The organism is Corynebacterium sp. HMSC062E11 (genome assembly GCF_001811845.1).
GTDB classification, from domain to species: Bacteria; Actinomycetota; Actinomycetes; order Mycobacteriales; family Mycobacteriaceae; genus Corynebacterium; species Corynebacterium hesseae.
In genome coordinates, this window is record NZ_KV806831.1 from 105,179 (window position 1) to 127,386 (window position 22,208).

A 22,208-nucleotide genomic window follows, 5' to 3' on the forward strand; every position below is an offset into this window, starting at 1 on the left:
CGCAGCGCGCCCGGCGACGACACCTTAACGTGCAAAGGCCTGCGGGCCCTCTTCGCCGCCGGAAAGGTTCGCCTCATCCACGTCGCGCACAACCTTCTTGTTGAGCGCGTACTCAACGATGCCCACGAAGCGCTCGCGGCGATCGGCGAAGAACTGATGCGCAGTCTTCGCGGTCAGCAGCTCCGGCTCTAAGTCATGGGAGGCCAGCACGCTGTCGAACTCGGCGTCTTCCATAATCGACTTCGACTGCACGCGCGGCAGGTAGCGCTCCGGCGAGTGCCCGTCGAGGACAACCTCGGTGCGCTTGCCCATCGGCGTGCGGTTGAGCACGGAATTAGCCAGTACACCGCTGACGCCGTGGCGCTCACACCAACGAAGCGGGAAGACCGGGAAGAAGCCTGGTTGCAGCTCCTCGAAGCTGTGGCGGTTGAACGGGCGGCCGGTACGCCAGTCCTTCGCGCCGCGTGCCATGAGCAGAGCATAGAGGCCGTGCCACACCCCGTCGTGCTCCCCCACAGACAACAAGCGGGACTCGCGGAAGGAGGCATCGCGCACAGTCTTCGGGACATCCTCGGTCTCACCCGCGACCCAAGCGGTGACCTCATCGACATCACGCGCAGCGCGCAGCCTCACTGCAGAAGAGCCATAAAGCTCACCAAAGACGCCGCTCCAGAACCACTGGTTGAGGCGGTCCCATGCGTCCTGGCTGGACAGCACGCCCTTCTTTTCTGCCAGGCGCGCAAGGATGACAGCCAGCGGAATGATCTGCTCGGAATAAGGCACCTGCTCAAGGGAGAGAATGCAGCGCTCGGCCAAGAACTCAGCGACCTCACGGAAAGTAATCACCAGGGTTTGCGAGGCCTTGCGGTACTCATTCAGTGACAGCTGCAAGATATCTTCGCGCTGGCCGCCAGCGTTCCCCTTCTCCCCGGACACCAGCAGCGATACTGCCGAAAGGAACTCGTTGCGGCCGATGCCGTCGAGCGCAGGGAAGGCACGCAGCTGCTTCTCGACGCCTGCCCAATCCTCCGCCAGGTGAAAGTCCGGATCTTCAGAGGCAAAGACAGCCGTCAGGAGATCGAAGACGTCCATCTGCAAACCGGCCGAGTTGGCCTGAGCGAAAATGGAGCCAATTCCCGAGCTCGCCGTCTCGCGGGAGAGGCGAATCATCGGCACCGTGTAGCCGGACAGGGGCCGTAGAATCCGGTTATTGAAGGCAGCGACGACGTCACGGGTGGCGCCATCGTTGGCAGCGGCGAGCTCGAAGAGCATGCTGGTGCCTTCCTCACTCAGCAACGCCGAAACCGGGATGCAGCACGCCTGCACTGCGGCCTCGCGACTATCCAAGGTGCCCTCGATGTCCGGCGCGAAGTGGGAGCGCAGTTCGCCGTGCTGGTTGATGGCGAAGACAGCTTCATCCGGCATGATGTCCTCGGAGGTAGCTTTGCGCAGGTCCACGAAGTACTTGCGGGAGACTTTCTTGGAGCGGAAATCGGTGGTATCCACAAAGCCCTCACCGCGGAAGCAGTGATACAGGGTGGTGAGCCTCTGTTGCCCATCGAGCAGGAGCAGGCCGGGGTTCACCCCAGTGTTAGGCGCGCCCGCGAGAGGCCGTGGCCGAAAGCGCATGGCTTCATTGCGGGTATCCAAGGCCATGAATGCACCGAGCGGGTAGCCGCGCAGGACGGTGACGATCAGCGATCGAATTCGGTCTTCATCCCAGGCATAGGAGCGCTGGAAATCGGGCAGCTGAATATCACCGCGATCGATGCGAGCGAAAAGGTCATTAAGGTCATAGCTTGGCGTAGAGAAACCCATGGCCCCGAGCCTACAACTAAATGTGGGAATATGCCCGTTTATGTGCGAACATCACATCAAAAGGAAATCCCGCTGACCAATGGCCAACGGGATTCTTTAGTCGAAGCGCAGTTTAGGCAGTTGCATCCAACGGATTCTTGACCCAGCTCATGAGATCACGCAGCTGGGAGCCGGTCTGCTCAATCGGGTGGGAGTTCACCTTGGCGCGCAGCTCCTCCAGCTCCTTATTGCCGCCTTCAACGTTGGCGACGAGGCGCTTGACGAAGGTGCCGTCCTGAATATCAGTGAGGACATCCTTCATGCGTTCCTTCACGGAGGCGTCGATGACGCGCGGGCCAGAGAGGTAGCCACCGAACTCAGCGGTGTCGGAACAGGAGTAGTTCATGTTCTTGATGCCACCCTCAACGATGAGGTCAACGATGAGCTTCAGCTCGTGGCAGACCTCAAAATAAGCCATCTCAGGCTCATAGCCAGCATCAGTCAGGACCTCGAAGCCGTTCATGATCAGGTACTCCACGCCACCGCACAGGACCGCCTGCTCACCGAAGAGATCGGTCTCGGTCTCATCCTTGAAGGTGGTTGGGATAACGCCGGCTCGGGCACCGCCGATGGCCGCAGCATAGGACAGGGTCAGCTCGCGCCCCTCGCCCTTCGGATCCTGCTCGGTTGCAATCAGGCAGGGAACGCCCTTGCCGTCGACGAACTGGCGGCGAACCAGGTGGCCCGGGCCCTTCGGAGCAACCATGCCGATGGTGATATTCTCCGCCGGCTTGATCAGGCCAAAGTGGATGTTGAGGCCGTGACCGAAGAACAGCGCGTTGCCGTCCTCCAGGTTCGGTTCGATATCCTCTGTAAAGATCGCCGCCTGGGAGGTATCCGGTGCCAGCAGCATGATGACATCAGCCCACTTGGCGGCCTCAGCGTTGCTGAAAACCTTGAAGCCAGCCTCTTCAGCCTTCTCGCGGGACTTCGAGCCTTCGCGCAGGCCGATGGCGACCTCAACGCCGGAATCACGCAGGTTCATAGCGTGGGCGTGGCCCTGGGAGCCATAGCCGATGATGGCGACCTTGCGGCCCTGGATGATGGTCAGGTCTGCATCAGAATCGTACAGAGTCTCAATAGCCATGTTTGATGTTCCTTTTCTCTTTGGGTTCGTTCGCACTACGCATCCAGTAGTGACTCGGTCTATTGAATTTGTATCACACTTTGGGACGATGTGCCCACCTTGTGAGATTTTATTTCGTCGGCGCCATTGCCTTCGGGCCGCGCCCCAGTGCGACGTTGCCAGATTGCACCAGTTCGCGGATACCGAAGGGCTCGAGGACGTCGAGAAGCGCCTGCAGCTTGCCCGGGGTACCGGTGGCCTCAACCACCACGGACTCCGGCGATACGTCCACGATGCGCGCGCGGAAGATGTTCACTGCATCGACCACCTGGGGGCGGTAAGAGTTATCCGCGGCTACCTTCACCAACATGATGGAGCGCGCAATCGTGTTCTCTTCCTCGAGCTCAACCACCTTGAGCACCGGGACGATTTTGTTGAGCTGCTTCGTCACCTGCTCGATGATGACCTCGGAGGCATCCACGACGATGGTCAGGCGGTTAATACCCTCCGTCTCGGTCCGAGCGGACACCAGCGAAATGAGGTTATAGCCACGGCGAGTGAACATGCCGGTCACACGGGAGATGATGCCCTCAATATCCTGAACCCGAACGGAGAGGATGTGTCGGGTGATGTCGTCTTTAGCCATTGTTTTCGGCCTCCTCGAGAGATTCGTGGATGTCGGCCGGTTCCTCGGCCGCTGACTCATTTTCATCAAACAGCGGGCGCAGGCCCAAGGCGTATTGGATTTCCTCATTCGAGGCACCACCGCCAATCATCGGCCACACCTGGGCGTCATGCCCGACGATGAAGTCAATGACCACCGGACGGTCATTAATTGAGCGCGCACGCTCAATAGCGGGGCCGATTTCTTCTACCGTGGTTACGCGAATTGATTCGCAGCCCAGGGCTTCGCTGAGTTTGACAAAGTCCGGAACATACTCGTCGCGCTCGCGCAGCTTGGTATGGGAGTACTTGTTGTCATAGAAGAGCGTCTGCCACTGGCGCACCATGCCCAAGTTGCCGTTATTGATCACAGCAACCTTGATGGGGAATCCCTCCACTGCAGCGGTGGTCAGCTCCTGGTTCGTCATCTGGAAGCAGCCATCGCCATCGATTGCCCAGACCTCTCGCTCCGGGCAGGCAGCCTTTGCACCGAGCGCCGCGGGCACTGCGTAACCCATCGTGCCGGCGCCACCGGAGTTGATCCAGCTGCGCGGGTGCTCGAAGTCTAAGAACTGCGCCGACCACATCTGGTGCTGGCCCACGCCCGCACAGTAGATGGCCTCCGGGCCAACAATGGAGCTGAGTTGCTGAATAACCTCTTGCGGATTGAGCAGGCCGTCTGCTGTCGGCTCGAAACCGCGCGGGAAGCGGCTCTGCAGGTCCCCCAAATACTCCATCCACGGCCCGATGCGCGGGGCATCCAGCTCCGCGTCATTGGCATAAGCCTTGGTCAGGCGCAGGAGCACCTCGCGGGCATCACCCACGATGGGAACAGCCACCTCGCGGATTTTGCCGATTTCCGCCGGGTCAATGTCGGCATGGATCACCTCGGCGTGGGGAGCAAAGGTGTCCGTATCACCGGTCACGCGGTCGTCGAAGCGTGCGCCCACGGCGATGATAAGGTCCGCGCGCTGCAGGGCCGCCACCGCGGGAACGGTACCGTGCATGCCGGGCATACCCATGTGCTGCGGGTGATTATCCGGGAAGGCACCGAGAGCCATGAGCGTGGTCACCACAGGGATTCCGGTCAGCTCCGCGAACTCGCGCAGCTCGCGGGAGGCCTCGGCCTTGATGACGCCGCCGCCAACGTAGAGCACCGGACGCTCGGCGCGCGCAATGCGCTGAACGGCCTGGGTAATCTGGCGCGGATGCGGAGTAGTCGTGGGCTTGTACCCCGGTAGCTCCGGCATCTTTGGGCCCGAATATTCCATATAAGCGTTCTGCACGTCCTTCGGAATATCCACGAGCACAGGCCCAGGGCGCCCAGTGGCGGCCAAATGGAAGGCGGCCGCGATCGCCCCGGGGATATCTTCTGCCTTGGTGACGATGAAGTTGTGCTTCGTAATCGGCATCGTCACGCCACGGATATCAGCCTCTTGGAAGGCATCGGTGCCCAGCAGGGAGCTGCCCACCTGGCCCGTGATTGCCACGACGGGAATCGAGTCCAGGTTGGCGTCAGCCAGCGGGGTCACCAGGTTGGTCGCACCCGGGCCGGAGGTAGCAATCATGACGCCGACCTTTCCGGATGCTTGGGCGTAGCCTTCGGCTGCATGGCCGGCCCCCTGCTCGTGGCGGGTGAGCACGTGGCGCAGCTTCGTGGATTCAAAGAGGGCGTCGTACAGCGGAAGCACGGCGCCACCCGGAATGCCGAAGACAAGCTCGGTGCCGAGATCTTCGAGGGTGCGGACAATGGCGTGTGCGCCCGTGATGCGCTCGGGCGCCCGCTGTGGCGGTGTGGAAGCTGTCACGGTTGATGTGCTCCTTCAGTGGGGTGGGTGGTGAAGAGATCATCCAACGAGTAACGCCCCCGTCTTTCCTTCCTGGGTGTGAAGGTAACGGGGGCGCTTGCTGGTCGACGTCACTTGTGGACTCGCTACGGCTCGCGCCGCCCGGGTACTACTACGAGGTGAAGTCGAATAATGATCATGGGACAAACTGTACACTGATAGAAACACCACCGCTGGCATTTACCCCCATTTTTGGGATCTTTTTCTCATTTTGCGAGATTGCACAGGTGGGGCGGTTCGCCACCGCGCCGCACAGTCAATTACGATGGCCCACTATGACGTCCTCACATCCGCAGAACGCATCAACTCGTGCCGAACACCCCACGGCCGAAACGTTCAAGCCCACCCGCGAACACCTCCTCGGCATTGGCAGCCTCGCCGCCATTGCTTTTCTCAGCATTGGCTGGGCCCCGAAGTACCTCTTCTGGGTACTCATCTTCCCAGTGCTGGCCATCTGGTGGGTTCTACGCGCACGCACCACCGTCGACGGCAAGGGCATCCACATCACCTATGGCTTCCGCGGCCCCAAGAACATCGAGTGGGGCAACTTCAAGGGAATCGGCTTCCAGCGCTCGCGGGCCTACGCCCGCACCACAAGCGGCAACAACTTCAACCTGCCGGGAGTGACCTTCAACTCCCTCCCCCGCCTTGCCGCCGCTTCCAATGGGCGCATCCCCGACGCATTGACTGCAGGCCGCAACGCCGCCGACGACAAGGTCATCATCGTCCACCGCGATGGCCAGCAAGTCCTCCTCACCAAGGAGGAATACGCCGAGTACCTCAAGAAACACCCCGAATTAAAGGATTAACCATGTACCCGCTCCGCTCCAAAGTCACGACTGTTGGCCGCCAGGCATCCGGTGCGCGCGCACTATGGCGCGCTACCGGCTCCAAGGAGAGTGACTTTGGCAAGCCAATCGTCGCTATTGCCAACTCCTTTACCCAGTTCGTCCCCGGCCACGTCCACCTCAAGAACGTCGGTGACATCGTGGCCGATGCCGTGCGCGAAGCCGGCGGTGTGCCCAAGGAATTCAACACCATTGCCGTCGACGATGGCATCGCCATGGGCCACGGCGGCATGCTGTACTCCCTGCCTTCACGCGAAATCATCTCCGATTCCATCGAGTACATGGTCAACGCCCACACTGCCGACGCCCTAGTGTGCATCTCCAACTGCGACAAGATCACCCCGGGTATGTTGAACGCCGCGCTGCGCCTCAACATCCCCACCATCTTCGTCTCCGGCGGCCCGATGGAAGCCGGCAAGGCCGTTGTTGTCGATGGCGTGGCGCACGCGCCGACGGATCTGATTACGGCAATCACGGCGTCGGCAAGCGACGCCGTCTCCGACGAGGGCCTAACCCGCGTGGAGGAATCCGCCTGCCCCACCTGTGGTTCCTGCTCCGGCATGTTCACCGCCAACTCCATGAACTGCCTCACCGAAGCGCTCGGACTCGCACTGCCAGGCAACGGCACCACGCTGGCCACCCACAGCGCACGCCGCGATCTCTTCGAACAAGCAGGCCACACCATCGTCGAGATGTGCCAGCGCTACTACGGCGAAGAGGATGACGCAGTCCTCCCCCGCTCGATTGCGACCAAGGAAGCTTTCACCAACGCCATGGCGCTGGATATGGCCATGGGCGGTTCCACCAACACCATCCTCCACACGCTGGCCGCCGCGCAGGAGGGCGAGGTGGACTTCACGCTGGAGGATATCAACGAGATTTCCTACCGCGTGCCTTGCCTGTCCAAGGTGGCGCCCAACGGCACCTACCACATCGAGGACGTGCACCGCGCCGGCGGCATCCCCGCCATTCTGGGCGAGCTGCGCCGCGCCGACCACTTGAACCTCAAGGTCCATACCGCCCTCTACGACAACGCCGAGGAGTGGCTCGACGAGTGGGATATCCGCGGCGGCAAGGCTACCGACGCTGCCCGCGAGCTCTTCTTCGCCGCCCCCGGCGGCGTGCGCACTACCGAGCCTTTCAGCCAGTCCAACCGCTGGGATGAGCTGGATACTGACGCTTCCAATGGCTGCATCCACGACGCCGAGCATGCCTTCTCCTCCGACGGCGGCCTCGTTGTCCTGCGCGGCAACCTCGCCCCCAACGGAGCCATCGTCAAGGCCGCCGGCGTTGAAGAGGAACTGTGGACCTTTACCGGCCCAGCCCGCGTGGTGGAATCCCAGGAAGAGGCCGTGTCCATCATCCTGAAAAAGGAGGTCCAGCCTGGCGATGTCATCGTCATCCGCTACGAGGGCCCCGCGGGCGGTCCCGGCATGCAGGAGATGCTGCACCCGACCTCCTTCCTCAAGGGTTCCGGTTTGGGCAAGGCCTGCGCCTTGATTACCGATGGCCGCTTCTCCGGCGGCACCTCCGGCCTGTCCATCGGACACATCTCCCCCGAGGCTGCCCACGGCGGCCTCATCGGCCTAGTGGAAAACGGTGACCCCATCACCATCAACATCCGCGAGCGCCAGCTCACTCTCGATGTAGACGAAGAAGTCTTGGAACGCCGCCGCGCCACCGAGGAGCAACGCGAGAAGCCCTGGACGCCGAAGGACCGCAACCGCCCGGTCACCAAGGCCCTGCGTGCCTATGCCAACATGGCCACGTCCGCTGACCGTGGTGCGGTGCGCGTGGTGGATGGTTACGTCAATTAGAGTATGGGGCGATGAATTTCGCCACTATCGCCGCAAGGCGCACACTCCTGACCGCCGCCGGGCTCATCATTGGCCTGGTGGGCGTCATACGCCATGTTCTCCACACGGACTACCCTGTGGACATGATCATTTACCGTGAGGGCGTCCGCGCCTTCATGGAGGGCCGCTCGGTCTACTCGGAGCCCATGTACGCTGGGGATTTGGCACTCCCCTTTATCTACCCGCCCTTCGGGGCACTGGTCATGGTGCCGCTGACAGCCTTTGACTGGATGAGCGACGCCCTTGCGGGCGATATCATGATCGTCCTCTCGGATGCGCTGATCTTCGCCTGCCTCTACGCGATCTTCCGTGCACTCAAGGTGCCTCACCTGTGGCCCACCGTGACTATCGCGTGGGCTGCTGCCATGTTCTTTGAACCCATCCGCCTCAACAACGGTTTTGCGCAAATCAACATCGTCATCATGGCGCTGGTCATCTTCGATCTCGTCCCCCGCAAGCGCAAGCTCCCGCAAGGCTGGCTGATCGGTCTCGCGGCGGCCATCAAGATCACCCCCTTGGCCATGCTGCTCTACTTCCTGCTGCGCCGCGAGTGGAAGCCGATCCTCACGGCCTTCGCCTCCGCCGTTGTGGCCACCTTGCTGGCCGCGGCCTACCGCTGGGAAGCCTTCGTCGAGTTCTTCACCTCGAAGCTTCTCGATATGGGCTCGGGCGCGGATTTCGGCGTAGCTACGAACTATCAGTCCAACTCCTCGCTCAAGGGCGTCATCCAGCGTCTCTTCACATCCCAGGAGGCGATGGACAACCACGGCATGCTCATCAACGTGCTGTGGCTTCTCGCGGCGCTCACAGTCATCGGGCTCGGCTCAGCACTCATCCTGGCGCAGATGCGGCACGGCTTGCTTGTCGACGCCCACCTCACCACTGCCACCACCATGCTGCTCATCTCCCCCGTGTCGTGGTCCCACCACTGGGTGTGGCTGTCGCTCATCGTCCCCGTTCTGGTCTACCGCGCATGGTCTTGGCGGAATTCCACCTGGGTCGCCGGTAGCTTGCTGGCTGTGCTGGCCGCCTGGGTGGGCATGCTGCTCACCGTTCCGCCGAAGTGGTGGTTTGGTGACAGCATCGATGTCCACGCGATGCCGCTGTATCAGAAGTTCTTGGTCGATGACTTCGTGTGGCTAGCACTCCTCAGCTGGATTCTCTACGCCATCTGCCTCAAGGTCCAAGCCGACAAGCCACAAACCGAGCTCGCTGCAAACTCAGCCAGCTAAGCCCCGCACCGCAGACGCAAACTGCCCGTTCTGCCAAAGTTATGCGCCACCATTGCGGGCAGGAGGGAAAACTTTGGCAAGATTGGCACCTCAGCGACGCCATACTATGCGCCAACTCAGCCCTCAGCTAAGGCCTTGAGTGCTGCCAAGTGACCGTCGAAGGCGATCTTGCCTTGCTCAGTCAAGGCGACCCACACCGAGTCCTTAGCACGGCTGGTGCCGTATTCGCGGAAACGAGTCACGTAACCGGCTTGTTCTAGCGCTCCGAGCTGCTTGGACAGGGAGGCGTCGGAAAGCTCCGTGCGATCGCGCAACACGGCGAATTTCATCTCACGGTTGACCTCCCCACCCTGTCTGGCGCCGAAGGCATTGAGCGTGGCGCAAATCTTAAAGCGGTTGAGCGGGTGGATGATCGGATCGAGCTCACTCATCGCGGCATCCTATTCAGCGCACCGGTGTGCAACGTCCAAAAGACCGACAGACTGCACAGCACACCTGCGATGCACGAGGCAATAACGTGTCCTTCAACGAAAGGGTTGAAGAGCGCCGGCAGAATCATGAATCCCAGTCCTGCGTAGAAGCGCCAGGTCACATTCCTGGAGGCGTGCGGATCAACCTTCTGGCGCATCGAATCCCTCACCCCCGTGCGGTAAAAGAAGGCAAGACTCGCCAATAGCCCAAGTACAAAAAGCAGTCCGCCAACAAGGACGAGAGGATGAACGTCATCCTTGATCCACATGTAGGCAAACCACACGCCGTATGCAGCCGATACGAACAGGCTCACCCAGATGGGCGGCCGCTTCGCTGCGGCCACCTGCTGTTGCTCCTCAAATGCGAGTGCGTCTCGAACATCCTGATCAGACAAAACTAAAGCTCCCCTCCAGCGGCACCAAAGTCATTGTTTTCCATCACGGAAACCAACTTACTTTACGCAATGGAAAACAACAACAGTTGGTGTATAACTGCAGGCTGGGAGCTTAAGTCGGCGCTAAAACTCTTAGCTCAACGGGTTAACGCCAGCGCCAAACCACCAAATAGCCACGAGCGCGGCTACGCCAATGACGACGAAGACCCACGAGGTTGCCAGCGGGCGGCGGGTCCAGGAGCGATTGAAGTCAAGGGAGATGAATCCCGGACCGGTGAACTGCAGGGCCACGGCGATAACAAAGAGCACAAGGCCCAGCCAGACGTTCTCATTCCAGGCAAAGACATCCAACCCGGCACCGGAGGCGTTGAGGCCGTGAATAGCAGAGAAGCCTGTGACGATGAGGCCGAACATGGCCGCCAGCGGTGTAACTAGACCCAGAAGCAGGAAGGCACCGGCAATGAGCTGGACGGTGGGCACGCCGATGGCCAAGGCCGCCGCCATGGTGTAGTCACTGAACTCGTTCTCCAAGCCTGACAGCCCCTCGTTGCCGCCGAGCTTGAAGAAGGTCGAAGCACCCGCCACGAGCAGGTAAACGCTGAGCGCCAAGCGCACGAAAAGCAGACCAAAGTCAATGGTGCCTCGGCGAGCCGACGAGTGCTTTTCTTCTACAGCCTCCGCCTCGGTTGCGGTGACTGGCTCAGCCGCAGGGTCAGCCACGGCAACGGCGCTGGGCTCTTCATCAGCCTCAGCCGCCGGCATTGCAGTCGTTTCCGTATCCGTTCCTGCCGTCGCCTCCGCGCGTGGGAAAGCAGTAGTTTCAGTTTCAGTATCAGCGGCAGAGCTGTCGAAAGACAGGGATTCCTTGGAGGCGCTTTCAAAGGTTTCGGTCTTCGCCTCGGGTTCGGCCTCAACGGCGGACTCTTCAGCCTTCTTTGGCTTGATCACCTGCGGCTCGGCGCGCCCCGGGCGCTGGAAGAGGCTGCTCTTCTTCGGCTTTTCGGCCGCAGCTTCCGCGGGGGTGCTGTCCTTCACGGAGTCTTTGCCCGTGTAGGTCGGGATATCGTCATCAAAGTTGGTGGCTTTATCAGGAGTTTTATCGCTCATACCTCCAACTTAAGGCAGCGCAGCACCCTTATGGTGCATCTTTACCGGCGCGGCGCGAAGCTAAAACCGCATGGCCAGCGTTTAAGACGTCTTCGGTGAGATCGGCAAGCAATTCCGACTCCAGCCGCCAGCGTTGCCAGTAGAGGTCGATGTCGAGCGGGAAGTCGTCGAGAAGCACCAGCTCCCCGGACTCCAGCAATGGCTGGGCCTGCAGGCGCGGCACCAAGCCCCAGCCCAGCCCGTAGCGCACGGCCTCCACATAGGACTCCGAGGAGGGAATCTGAGATACCCGTGCGCGCAGGACGTGCGAGTCGATGAAGCGCTCACGCATGGCGTCATCCAAGGTGGCGTCGTTCGGCCCGAAACCCACGATCGGCAGCGTCTCCCAGTCCTCGAAGGTCTCCGCCAGCTCCGGCGCGGCGACGGCAAAATAGCGCATGGTGCCGAGGTATGTGGATTCGCAGCCAGAGACTGGCGTTTGCTCGCGAGTCACAGCTCCCAGAACGTCGCCGCGGCGCAGCATTGCGAGCGTGCGGGCCTCATCCTCGATGCGGATACGCAGCGCCGCCGCACCGCGCTCGGCAGTGCGCTGGATTACAGGACGAAACCACGTGGCCAGGGAATCCGAGTTGATGGCAACGGTCAGTGGCACGCGGGACAACCGCTCGGTAAGCCGCGCATCCGCTTCCGCCTGGACCAGCGCCATGCGTCGTGCGGCTTGGGCGACGATCTCCCCCGCCTCAGTCACGGTGACAGGGGTCCCGCGGCGCAGGAGTATGCGGCCCGTCGACACCTCCAGTGCCTTGATGCGCTGGCTCACGGCCGAGGGAGTGATTCCCAACACAGCCGCGGCACCCTCGAAGGAACCTTCATCGATGATGGCCAGCAGTGTTTCGGTATGCAGCGGGTTCATGAAGCAATATTAAACCAGATGTAGAACATTTAACTGGACTTCATATGTCGATATACGCACACTAGAAGCCATGTCAGGATTGCTCGCAGGATTTGCGCTGGGCCTGTCCCTCATCATCGCTATCGGACCGCAGAATGCCTACATCATCAAGATGGGTATTAAACGCGACCATGTCGGCCCCATCCTGTTGGCATGCTTGCTTTCCGACGTCATCCTGATCACCGGCGGCACCGCCGGCGTCGGCGTCCTTGTGGAGCGCTTCCCCACCGCGCTCGTCGTGGTGAAGTACCTCGGCGCGGCCTACCTCATCTACTTCGGCTTCACGTGTTTCCGCGATGCCTTCAAGAAGGAACAGGAAGCACTGGTAATTGAGGAAACTGCACCGGTGGCCCAAGTTGTTGATGAGAATTCGGGTTCCTCTGGGACACCGGGGAACTCAGTACTTACGAAGATCCGCCCCCGCGTGCGCTCAAAATCCTGGGTCAAGCCCGTCCTCGGTGCGTTGGCGCTGACGTGGCTTAACCCCCTGGCCTACGTCGACGCGCTAGTCATGCTGGGCTCCATTGCAAACCAATATGGCGACCAGCGCTGGGTGTTCGCGGCAGGCGCCATCATGGCCAGCGCAGTGTGGTTCCCCTCCCTAGGCTTTGGCGCCTACAAGCTCTCCCACGTGCTGGCCAAGCCGACGACGTGGCGCGTAGTCAACATCGTCATCGGCTGCGTCATGATTGCACTAACGGCGAAGCTGTTGCTCCACTAATTTTTCTGTGAGTCCTCGGGGAGTTCTTCATCCTCGGCGGGATCTCCCACCGCGCCGGTTTCTTCCACCCAGGCCTTGATCTCTTCGTCGCTGCGGTCCTGCTCCACGGCGTCGCGCTCGGTGTAGTAGGAGTGATCGTTGCGGTTTTCCTCCCACTCTTCCTTGTCGAAGTCGAGCTCCTCGTCCGAATCCAGCTCATCGACCACATCGGAGACGAGATCCTCAAAAAGGGCTTCATCGTCCATGTTGGAATCAGCGATCTGCTGACCAATCTCATCGTCGTAACGCGCTGCGTCATATTCCGAATCGGGATGCAGCTTCAGGTGAAGCAGGGCGCGGATGCGCTCGCGGCGCAAGCCTTCATCCTTGATCTTGCCCAAGGAGCGCAGCCATCCAACCACCAGGATGACGACGAGGACGATGCCCATGTAGCCCAGAACCGGGTACACATACTGCATGAGCGCCTTGAAGCCGGCGAAGGAAACCGCGAAACCTGCAAGGCAGCCGGCGATAAAGATGATGCGGTACTTGGACTCGTTGCCGGAGGACAAACGCTTACCCAGCGCATAGAACATGCCGATGGCCGTATTAAAGATCATCAGGTAGATGATGACTGCCATGATGACGCCAAGGACTGGGTGAACGTTGTCCACCAGGGTCAGCATCGGAATATCTGAATCGCCCACATTCTCCGCGTTCATCAGCAAGGAGAAACCAGCAATGGCCATGAGCACCGCGTAGACCGCGCCGCCTACAATGCCACCGACACCAGCCTCACGCGGGCTGATGTTATCGCCACCGATCACCAAGGACATCGATACAGCCAGAATGAGGGCGAGGCCGTTGTAGTTCAGCGCGGATACGAGCCAGAACGGAATCGGGGACTCGATCGCTTCAGAGGCACTAATGGCCGCATCAACGTTCTCTGGCATGTGCAGCAGCGTGTAGGTGCCTACAAAGAGAACGGCGATAATGATGGTCGGCGTGAGAAGACCAATAACCTGTGACACCTTATCCACATCAAACATGCCTGTGATGAGAACAAGCACGAGCATGAGCAGCGAGCCTACCCAAGCCGGCCAGCCGAACTGCTGTTGCATGTTGGAACCGGCACCCGCCAGCATGACGAAGCCCACCGCAAATAGCGTGAGGATTACCGCGACATCCAGAATGCGCGAAATGATCGGGTGGGTGATGTTCCTGAACACCTGGTTGTGCTCGCTGGCGTGGAAGTAGCTTCCCAGTTGGAGGAAGACTGTACCGGCAAGGGTCATGACCAAACCGGCAACCAGGATTCCCCACATGCCGGGAATACCGAAGGACGTAAAGTACTGGACAACTTCCTGTCCCGTGGCAAAGCCCGCACCCACGAGCAAGCCAATGAAGGACAAAGCGATGCCTACGACGTTTTTATAAGACACGTTTTCCTATCTGTTTTCTAGTTTCTTCTCTTTATGCTTTATGACTAGCGCATAAAAACGCGCCATACCTTTGATGAAGTACGGCGGCACACTACTACCACGGTACTCCATCATGACAGGAAAACATGTGTGCGGCCATGGAGAGCTTGCTCCAATGGCCGCTAAAGCATGAGGCGGCTCACCTCTTAATGCTCGGCAAACGTAGCGGTATCAATGACGAATCGGAACTTCACATCACCCGCAACGACGCGCTCATAGGCGGCATCGACGTCATCGACGCCGACCTTCTCAATGACCGCTCCCAGGCCGTGCTCGGCACAAAAGTCCAGCATTTCCTGGGTTTCGGCGATCCCGCCAATGTTGTTGCCGGTGAGCACCTTGCCGCCGCCTACCAGGCGGTTGAGGCGCAATGGCAGGGCCTCCGGCGGCAGCCCCACGACAGACATGATGCCGCGCGGCTTGAGCATCCGCAGGTAGTCCTCGAGGTTGTACTCGGCGGAAATCGTGGAGAGGATGAAGTCGAACTCCCCGCGGTGGTTTTTGAAAAAGTCCTCTTCTTCGGTGGTGGCGAGCGTACGGTTCGCGCCCAGCTTCGCGGCCTCCTCAGCCTTGCGCGAGGTGCGTGAGATGACAGTGACATCCGCCCCCTTGGCAGCGGCAATCTGTACGCCCATGTGCCCCAAACCGCCGAGGCCCACGACGGCCACCTTCTGCCCTTCCTTGACGTCCCAGCGAGCCAGCGGAGAGTAGGTGGTAATTCCGGCACACAGCAAGGGCGCGGCGACATCGAAGTCAAGGGCATCCGGAATACGCAGGACGAAATCCTGGTTCACCACGACCTTCTCCGCATAACCACCTTGGGTAATCGTTCCGTCGACGTCGGTGGAATTATAGGTGCCCACACCACCATTAAGGCAGTTCTGCTCCATTCCAGCTTGGCACTGCTCGCACTCGCCGCAAGAATTCACCAGGCAGCCCACGCCGACGCGGTCCCCCACCTGGAACTTGGTGACGTCCTCCCCCACGGCGGAAACAACGCCGGCGATCTCATGGCCGACGGTCAGCGGGAAGTGCGCCTCACCCCACTCATTGCGGATGGTGTGGATGTCCGAGTGGCAGATGCCCGCGGCCTTTATGTCGATGACGACGTCATCGGCGCGCGGGTCACGACGCTGGATGGTCACAACCTTAAAAGGTTCGTTTGGGCCTGTCTTTTGGAGTGCTTTAGCAGAAATAGTCATGGCGACCACGGTACCCCGCAGCCGCCTGACCTCGCCTAATGGAAATTTATACCAACTAAGAGAGCTTCTTCGCGATCAGCTTATTGACCTGCCCCGGGTCAGCCTTACCCTGGGTAGCCTTCATGACCGCGCCAACGATGGCGCCGGTGACCTTCTTGTTGCCAGCCTTGTACTTCTCCACGATGTCCGGGTTGGCTGCCAGGGCATCATCAACGGCCTTCTCGATTGCGCCGTCATCGCGCACGACCTCGAGTCCGCGATTGGCGACGACCTCGTCGACATCCCCCTCGCCTTCGAGGACGCCGTCAACCGCCTTGCGAGCAAGCTTGGTGGTCAGCTTGCCTTCCTTGACCAGCTCGACCACGCGCGCGACCTGAGCCGGGGTGATGTCGAGGGCGCTCAGCTCAACGCCGCCCTCATTAGCCTTACCGGTCAGGTAAGAAACCCACCAAGAGCGGGCCTCATCCGGGCTGGTTCCGGCTTCCACGGTTTCGATGATGAGATCCAAGGCGCCGGCGTTGACCAGATCGCGCATCTCCTCGTCCTTGAGGCCCCACTCCTCTTGGATGCGGGCGCGGCGAATCCACGGCATCTCTGGCAGGGTCTGGCGGATTTCCTCAACCCACTCGCGGGAGACAATCACCGGCGGCAGGTCCGGGTCGTTGAAGTATCGGTAGTCCTCGGCGGTCTCCTTCGGACGGCCCTTGGAAGTCGAACCATCCGTTTCCTGGTAGTGGCGAGTTTCCTGGACGATCTCGCCACCGTCGACAAGCACCTGCGCCTGGCGCTGCATCTCAAAGCGCACCGCCTGCTCGACGGAGCGCAGGGAGTTGATGTTCTTGGTTTCGGTGCGGGTGCCGAACTCTTCCTGGCCCACCGGGCGCAGCGACACGTTGGAATCCACGCGCATCGAGCCCTGATCCATGCGGGCATCGGACACGCCCAGTGCCGCGACGAGTTCACGCAGGGCAGAGACATAGGCGCGGGCAACCTCGGGGGCGCGCTCGCCAGCACCAATGATCGGCTTGGTCACGATCTCAATGAGCGGAATACCCGCGCGGTTGCAATCCACCAGCGAGGAGGTCGCGCCATGGATACGGCCGTCGGCACCGCCCAAGTGGGTGAGCTTTCCGGTGTCTTCTTCCATGTGGGCACGCTCAATTTCTACGCGCCACTCGGTGCCGTCATCGAGGACGACGTCAAGGTAGCCGTCGTATGCAATCGGCTCATCATACTGAGAGATCTGATAGTTCTTCGGCTGATCCGGGTAGAAGTAATTCTTGCGGGCAAAGCGCGACGATTCCGCAATCTTGCAGTTCAGCGCCAGACCGATCTTGATGGCGCCTTCCACGCCCTTTGAATTCACCACCGGCAATGCTCCGGGCAGACCCAGCGAAACCGGGTCCACGTTGGAATTGGGGGCTGCGTTGAAGTTCGTGGGAGAGGTGGAGAACATCTTGGTTTCCGTATTGAGCTCCACGTGAACTTCCATGCCCATTACGGGTTCGAACTTTTCCAGGACCTCGTCGTAGTCCATCAGGTCATACATCGCAGCAGTCATGCGTGCCATCTTAGTATGTCAACGCGACACCGTGCGCAACCGCCTAACCCAACAAGGTGATGCCGTGCGTAATAAGAATTTTGGCAATCATGGCCGCTGGATACACCATGGCATAGCCCAAGGACACACGCTGATCAGTGCTCGTCCGATTATTCACAAAAGCGAGAACTGCCGGTTGAGTCTGAGCTCCGGCCATAGCACCCGCCGTCTTTGTAGCGCCGACGCGCAGGAATCGGCGCATCACAAGGGCAAACCCGAATGCGACCAGCGTTGTGATGATGATGCCAAGGAGAAGAATCTTCCACCACGCGCCGCCTGTAAAGGCACCGGCGATCTCCCCGCCCGCATTCGTTCCGGCTTGGGCCAAGAAGAGCAACAGTCCGAGCTCGGAAAGAATCGTGTTGGCTGAGTGCGGCAATGCGGTCACTGTATTGCCGATTCGCCCAATCCGCGCCATGACCAACGCGACGATGAGAACGCCGGCGGCAGCACCGAGGTTGAAGGAAGATCCGCCCGGAAGCGGGATATCGATATGCCCTACAAAGATGCCAAGGGCCAAGCCGAGGCCGAGGGATACGGGGTTGATATCCGTTAGGCCTTGCGAAGAATCCCCAAGAAAGTTTGAGATCTCGCGCAGTGACTTCTTTGAGCCCACGACGCGCACGCGATCACCCAGCTCCACGATGTGTTCGGGGATAGCAACCTGGTCATTGTCCGCGCGGCGAACGCGCGAAATGCGCGCGCCCCACCGGTCAGACAGCTGGTTGTTCAGCTCCGCAATAGTCAGGCCAGCCAAGCTGTGCTCGGAGATAGTAATGCGACGAAAGTCTAGCTCGTGGCGGTCATCGTTGAGGATCTGCGGGGATTCACGGCCAGCGCGCTCAATGATATTGTCCAGGTCTTCCGGGGCACCGACGAGCGTGACCACATCACCTGGGTGCAACACATCGAAAAACTTCGGCAGAACGATGTCATTGCTGCCGACGCGCCGCAGGCGGGTCACTTGCACTTCCCCGTTGCCGATGTCCGCAATCTCTGCCACCGCGATTTCTCTCAGAATCTGCATGTGCTGGCGTGTGACGGGTGACAGGGTGTCGTCGTCATTCCCGGCGTCGCGAAGCACGAGCACCGTGGCCGCGAGCATGCCGATGACGCCGAATAAGTAAGACACCGCGTAGCCCACGGTTGCTGCGCCGGGATCTCCCGTAGCTTCCGACGCCGCCGCCAACGCGGGGGTATTCGTCACAGCGCCGGCAAAAGTACCCGCGATGGTGGCATTCGATAGCCCAAAAACATAAGTGCCCAACCCCCACGCGGCAAGCGCCGCGACGATGAAGACTCCAATCATCGACAGCACTGGGCCCGTCGCCGTTTTTAGCGACTTAAAGAAGGACACCCCAGAATTATTGCCAATGCCAAAGGCAAAGAGCACCAAGCCGAGCATTCCCAGAATGGGAGGTACGGAGGCTTCCACACCAACGGCGGAGGCAGCCGCCGAAAAAGCAATACCGAGGAAGAGAACGGCGGCCGCCCCTAAGCTAATTCCCCGGGTTTTGATGCCGCCGAGCGCCATGCCGATGCCAATCAGCAAAAACACCAACAGGACCGGCTGCTCAGCAAGGAAAGCTAATACGCTTGTCATCGAAACCTTTATTAACTATGGGCGGCCTTGTCGCGGCGTTTAACCGAAGAGGGCTTGTGCGTTGGCATAACGCTTTGCCGGAACCACCTTCAGCTTGCCCACGGCATCCTCGAGCGGGACGAGATCGATGTTTTCACCGTGGAGGGCGACGCACATTCCGGACTGACCATTGTGCGCAGCGCGGGCGGCGTGGGTGCCGTAACGGGTTGCCAGGACGCGGTCATACGCCGTCGGCGTGCCGCCGCGCTGGATGTGGCCGAGGACCGTCGTGCGCACGTCGTAACCAGTGCGCTTCTTGATCTCATCACCGATGACCTGGCCAATTCCGTTAAAGGTCTGGTGACCAAACTGATCGACACCGCCCGCTTCGAAGTCCATGGTGCCTTCCTTGGGAAGTGCTCCTTCGGCGACGCAGATGATGCCATACTTCTCACCCATCTGGAAGCGGCGTTCCATCGCCTTGGTGATATCTGCGATATCGAATGGGACCTCGGGGATCACCGTGTAGTGCGCGCCGCCGGCCATGCCTGCATGCAGCGCAATCCACCCAACGTGGCGGCCCATGACCTCCACGATGAGGATGCGGTTGTGGGACTCAGCAGTGGTGTGGAGGCGGTCAATCGCATCGGTGGCCACGGACACGGCCGTGTCGAAACCGAAGGTGTAGTCCGTTGCATTGACGTCGTTATCGATGGTCTTTGGCACGCCGACAACTGGGATACCGTTGTCAGAAAGCCACTTAGCACCCTTGAGAGTTCCCTCGCCGCCAATGGCGACGAGCGCATCAACCTCAGCATCGGCCATATTGGCCTTGATGGTGTCCAGCCCAGCCTTGAACTTATCTGGGTGGAGGCGGCCAGTACCAAGGATGGTTCCGCCGCGAAGGAGGATGCGGTCAATTTCAGCGTCGTCATAAAGGTCACGGCGTCGGTCCTCCATCAGACCAACCCAGCCGTCCTCGTAGCCGACGACCGTATCGCCGAACTCGTTGGATGCGGTGCGAACGACCGCGCGGATAACAGCATTCAGACCGGGGCAATCACCACCGGATGTCAGTACAGCAAGACGCATGACATCCAATCTACTCGCTTCCCTATAGGCTCGCAGTTTCCACACCAGCGTGCAGGGTATCCCGGAAGAAGAGCGAAGCAATGCACCCGACGAAAAGGATCGCAACGATAGCGACCAGAGAGTCCGCCGCGCCGGCGACCTGCATGACTGCTGATACGCCGGCCACACCAATCACCGAACCCACCTGTCGCGATGTGTTATAGACACCGGAAGCAGCTCCCATGAGATGTGCATCAATATCGCGCATCGTCGTCGCGGCATTGGATCCCCAAATAAAGGACTGTCCCGCCCCCAAGGCCGCACATGGCAGGCTCAGCCACCACCCCGAAACACCCGCGTGCATGAGAAACCACAGCACGGCGAAAGTGGCAATCAAAATGCCGAATCCCGTGAGCGCTAATAGTCGCGGATGCAGCCTATCTGCCAAAATGCCCGCTAGTGGTGACACACACAAAGAAACCAGAGCCATCGGCGTGACGATCATTCCGGCATCTCCCGCCGATAAACCCTGATCGACCTGCAACCACATCATGATCGGAATCATCATCGACGCAGCCATAAAGCCCATGGACACGATGGCCACCGTGCCCACGGAGTAGTTACGGTCCTTAAACAACCCAAGCGGAACGAGCGCTGCCGCCCCACGGGATGATTGCAGGCGCACGAAGATAGCCATGCCGACAATTCCGGCGACGAGGAGGGCCCAAATCCACCACGGCCAGCCAGTCTCTGGCCCTTGTTGCACCGCAAAGACGAAGCAGGCCAACGCGACAAACGACGCCCCTACCGACACGAAATCAATCCTTCCGGTCGCCGTCGGCAAGGCAGGCACCCACAGGCCGGAAAGCACAATCGCTGCAATGACAATGGGAATGTGGATCCAAAAGACCGCCTGCCACCCAAACGCGGCTACGACGAAGCCTCCCACTAGCGGTCCAGCAAGAGTGGCCAGCGAACCCACCACGCCCCAGGCACCCAGCGCACGGCCGCGCCGCTCACGAGGGAAAACACGGTTGATCACCGCCATGGTCTGCGGCATCTGAATGGAGGCACCTAGGCCTTGTAGCGACCGTGCGGCGATGAGAAACTCTACGGATGGCGCCAGCGCACAAAGCAGTGCACCAAGGCCAAAGAGTCCGTTGCCGAGCTGAAACATTCGCTTCTGCCCGTAGATATCCCCTAGCCTTCCAGTAAACAGGAGGGGCACGACCACGGCGAGCAAATAGATGGCGGAGACCCACAGCACCTGATTGACGTCGGCGTTGAACTCACGACGGACGTCGGGAAGCGCAACTGCAATCATGGATTGGTCGAGCAACGACATGAAGAAGCCGAGTGACAGCGCCGCCATGGCGAGCCAAGCTTGCTTTTCTGACGTGGGCGGTGCTGCGTGATTCATGGAGGGAAGTCTAGCCACCGTCCATGCAGGCGGCCTAAACTGAAGCGCATGGGAATGATTGACATCAAGAAACCACAGGACGTATCGACGGCCGCGACCGTCTCTCTGGGTCTCATTGGCGGTTGGCTCACAGCTCGGGAAACTGGAATCCGCCCGCTTGGCGGCGTAGTGCTCGCCGCCGCTGGCGTCTGGGCCGGACGCAGCTGGTGGGCCAAGACGAACCCAGCCACTACTGCCGGTCTGGCTGCTCTTTACACCGGCGCGTTTGGTCTCTCTCACCCGCTGGCTAAGAAGATTGGCTCCTGGCCGGCAGTCCTGGCCGTCACCGCCGCAAGCGCTGGCGCTGCCTACGCGCTTTCCGACGCCCAGTAGATCCCCACGCCCCACGTGCCGCCAACAACGCGCGTGGGGCATTAATCGTTTTGCCCCAGTCACCGCTACTGATTGAGGATCGAACGGCCTAGCTAACCCGTGGTGGTTACCCCCGTTTGTAGTAACGACTTAACGTGTATTCACTACCGGCTATGGCTATGCGTGGTGAGGGTCGGTAGAATCATTGTTAGAACATTTCTTCTAACTCATGTTTCTCGGGGGAGACATTCATGACTACCACTGCCACGCACCCTTCAACCTCCTCTTCTTTTTTCTTCTCAACAACGAATCCGAATAATCCACACGCTATAGCCCGTGCGGCAGCCCGCCGCGCTATCTACAACACCTGGGTTGCTGCTATGCCCAGCCTGCAGGCTGATATCAACACCACCGCTTTAAGCTTGGTGGCTGCCTGGTCACTGCCGGAAGGTCACATTAAATCCGGTCTGCGTGCTATCCACCGGCTTGATAGCCTGCCGAAAGTCAA

The 22,208-nt window shown here is 60.2% G+C and carries 19 protein-coding genes and 1 pseudogene; 6 read left to right on the forward strand and 14 right to left on the reverse strand.

Going from position 1 to position 22,208, the window contains the following annotated elements; genetic code table 11:
• Window positions 1-24: 24 nt before the first annotated feature.
• The 4 genes from HMPREF2822_RS10480 to HMPREF2822_RS10495 form a co-directional block, all read right to left on the reverse strand.
• Window positions 25-1,818, reverse strand: coding sequence for a GmrSD restriction endonuclease domain-containing protein (locus HMPREF2822_RS10480; protein WP_070524423.1), 1,794 nt, complete (start codon window positions 1,816-1,818; stop codon window positions 25-27).
• Window positions 1,819-1,930: 112 nt separating this feature from the next.
• Window positions 1,931-2,944, reverse strand: coding sequence for a ketol-acid reductoisomerase (gene ilvC / locus HMPREF2822_RS10485; protein WP_070524425.1), 1,014 nt, complete (start codon window positions 2,942-2,944; stop codon window positions 1,931-1,933).
• A gap of 109 nt (window positions 2,945-3,053) precedes the next feature.
• Complete coding sequence (gene ilvN / locus HMPREF2822_RS10490; protein ID WP_070524427.1) at window positions 3,054-3,569, reverse strand: acetolactate synthase small subunit; 516 nt, start codon at window positions 3,567-3,569, stop codon at window positions 3,054-3,056.
• Window positions 3,562-5,394 (reverse strand): acetolactate synthase large subunit, encoded by a 1,833-nt coding sequence (locus HMPREF2822_RS10495; protein WP_070524429.1) that lies wholly within the window; start codon window positions 5,392-5,394, stop codon window positions 3,562-3,564. The genes ilvN and HMPREF2822_RS10495 overlap by 8 nt, the downstream gene beginning before the upstream one ends.
• Window positions 5,395-5,708: 314 nt before the next feature.
• Between HMPREF2822_RS10495 and HMPREF2822_RS10500 the strand changes: the two genes are divergently transcribed.
• Genes HMPREF2822_RS10500 through HMPREF2822_RS10510 form a run of 3 tightly spaced genes read left to right on the forward strand, consistent with a single transcriptional unit; the run spans window position 5,709 to window position 9,369 of the window.
• Window positions 5,709-6,242, forward strand: coding sequence for a PH domain-containing protein (locus tag HMPREF2822_RS10500; protein WP_070524431.1), 534 nt, complete (start codon window positions 5,709-5,711; stop codon window positions 6,240-6,242).
• Window positions 6,243-6,244: 2 nt separating this feature from the next.
• Entirely contained in the window at window positions 6,245-8,098 is a 1,854-nt protein-coding gene (gene ilvD, locus HMPREF2822_RS10505; RefSeq protein WP_070524433.1) for a dihydroxy-acid dehydratase, read from the forward strand.
• Window positions 8,099-8,109: 11 nt separating this feature from the next.
• Window positions 8,110-9,369, forward strand: coding sequence for a glycosyltransferase family 87 protein (locus tag HMPREF2822_RS10510; RefSeq protein ID WP_070524435.1), 1,260 nt, complete (start codon window positions 8,110-8,112; stop codon window positions 9,367-9,369).
• Window positions 9,370-9,485: 116 nt separating this feature from the next.
• Here the strand turns inward: HMPREF2822_RS10510 and HMPREF2822_RS10515 are convergent, their stop codons facing one another.
• The 4 genes from HMPREF2822_RS10515 to HMPREF2822_RS10530 form a co-directional block, all read right to left on the reverse strand.
• On the reverse strand, window positions 9,486-9,800 hold the full coding sequence (locus HMPREF2822_RS10515; RefSeq protein ID WP_070524438.1) for a transcriptional regulator: 315 nt from the start codon (window positions 9,798-9,800) through the stop codon (window positions 9,486-9,488).
• Window positions 9,797-10,234, reverse strand: coding sequence for a hypothetical protein (locus tag HMPREF2822_RS10520; RefSeq protein ID WP_158014589.1), 438 nt, complete (start codon window positions 10,232-10,234; stop codon window positions 9,797-9,799). Before HMPREF2822_RS10520 ends, HMPREF2822_RS10515 begins: the two co-directional genes overlap by 4 nt.
• A gap of 132 nt (window positions 10,235-10,366) precedes the next feature.
• Window positions 10,367-11,341, reverse strand: a complete 975-nt coding sequence (locus HMPREF2822_RS10525) for a DoxX family membrane protein (protein ID WP_070524442.1) — start codon at window positions 11,339-11,341, stop codon at window positions 10,367-10,369.
• A gap of 28 nt (window positions 11,342-11,369) precedes the next feature.
• A complete protein-coding gene (locus HMPREF2822_RS10530; protein ID WP_070524444.1) occupies window positions 11,370-12,254 on the reverse strand; it encodes a LysR family transcriptional regulator ArgP in 885 nt (294 codons plus the stop codon).
• A 70-nt stretch (window positions 12,255-12,324) separates the two neighbouring features.
• Between HMPREF2822_RS10530 and HMPREF2822_RS10535 the strand changes: the two genes are divergently transcribed.
• Window positions 12,325-13,014 (forward strand): LysE/ArgO family amino acid transporter, encoded by a 690-nt coding sequence (locus HMPREF2822_RS10535; RefSeq protein ID WP_070524446.1) that lies wholly within the window; start codon window positions 12,325-12,327, stop codon window positions 13,012-13,014.
• Here HMPREF2822_RS10535 and HMPREF2822_RS10540 read toward each other — a convergent pair.
• From HMPREF2822_RS10540 to HMPREF2822_RS10565, 6 genes are all read right to left on the reverse strand, one after another.
• Window positions 13,011-14,435 carry a YkvI family membrane protein gene (locus tag HMPREF2822_RS10540; RefSeq protein WP_070524447.1) on the reverse strand — a complete coding sequence of 475 codons (1,425 nt, stop codon included), beginning with the start codon at window positions 14,433-14,435 and terminating at the stop codon, window positions 13,011-13,013. The genes HMPREF2822_RS10535 and HMPREF2822_RS10540 overlap by 4 nt on opposite strands.
• Window positions 14,436-14,620: 185 nt before the next feature.
• Window positions 14,621-15,676 carry an NAD(P)-dependent alcohol dehydrogenase gene (locus tag HMPREF2822_RS10545; protein WP_070524448.1) on the reverse strand — a complete coding sequence of 352 codons (1,056 nt, stop codon included), beginning with the start codon at window positions 15,674-15,676 and terminating at the stop codon, window positions 14,621-14,623.
• 55 nt (window positions 15,677-15,731) lie between these two features.
• Window positions 15,732-17,246: an Asp-tRNA(Asn)/Glu-tRNA(Gln) amidotransferase subunit GatB gene (gatB, locus tag HMPREF2822_RS10550; protein ID WP_180952118.1), complete on the reverse strand. Its 1,515-nt coding sequence runs from the start codon at window positions 17,244-17,246 to the stop codon at window positions 15,732-15,734.
• A 34-nt stretch (window positions 17,247-17,280) separates the two neighbouring features.
• Window positions 17,281-18,879, reverse strand: a complete 1,599-nt coding sequence (locus HMPREF2822_RS10555; RefSeq protein WP_070524452.1) for an aspartate:alanine exchanger family transporter — start codon at window positions 18,877-18,879, stop codon at window positions 17,281-17,283.
• Window positions 18,880-18,918: 39 nt separating this feature from the next.
• Entirely contained in the window at window positions 18,919-19,950 is a 1,032-nt protein-coding gene (locus tag HMPREF2822_RS10560; protein ID WP_070524457.1) for an ATP-dependent 6-phosphofructokinase, read from the reverse strand.
• Between the two features lie 22 nt (window positions 19,951-19,972).
• Entirely contained in the window at window positions 19,973-21,349 is a 1,377-nt protein-coding gene (locus HMPREF2822_RS10565; RefSeq protein ID WP_070524459.1) for an MFS transporter, read from the reverse strand.
• Between the two features lie 48 nt (window positions 21,350-21,397).
• Between HMPREF2822_RS10565 and HMPREF2822_RS10570 the strand changes: the two genes are divergently transcribed.
• Both HMPREF2822_RS10570 and HMPREF2822_RS13550 read left to right on the forward strand, forming a co-directional pair.
• Complete coding sequence (locus HMPREF2822_RS10570; protein ID WP_070524461.1) at window positions 21,398-21,721, forward strand: hypothetical protein; 324 nt, start codon at window positions 21,398-21,400, stop codon at window positions 21,719-21,721.
• 230 nt (window positions 21,722-21,951) lie between these two features.
• Window positions 21,952-22,208 (forward strand): annotated as a pseudogene (locus HMPREF2822_RS13550) (HNH endonuclease); the annotation flags it as partial.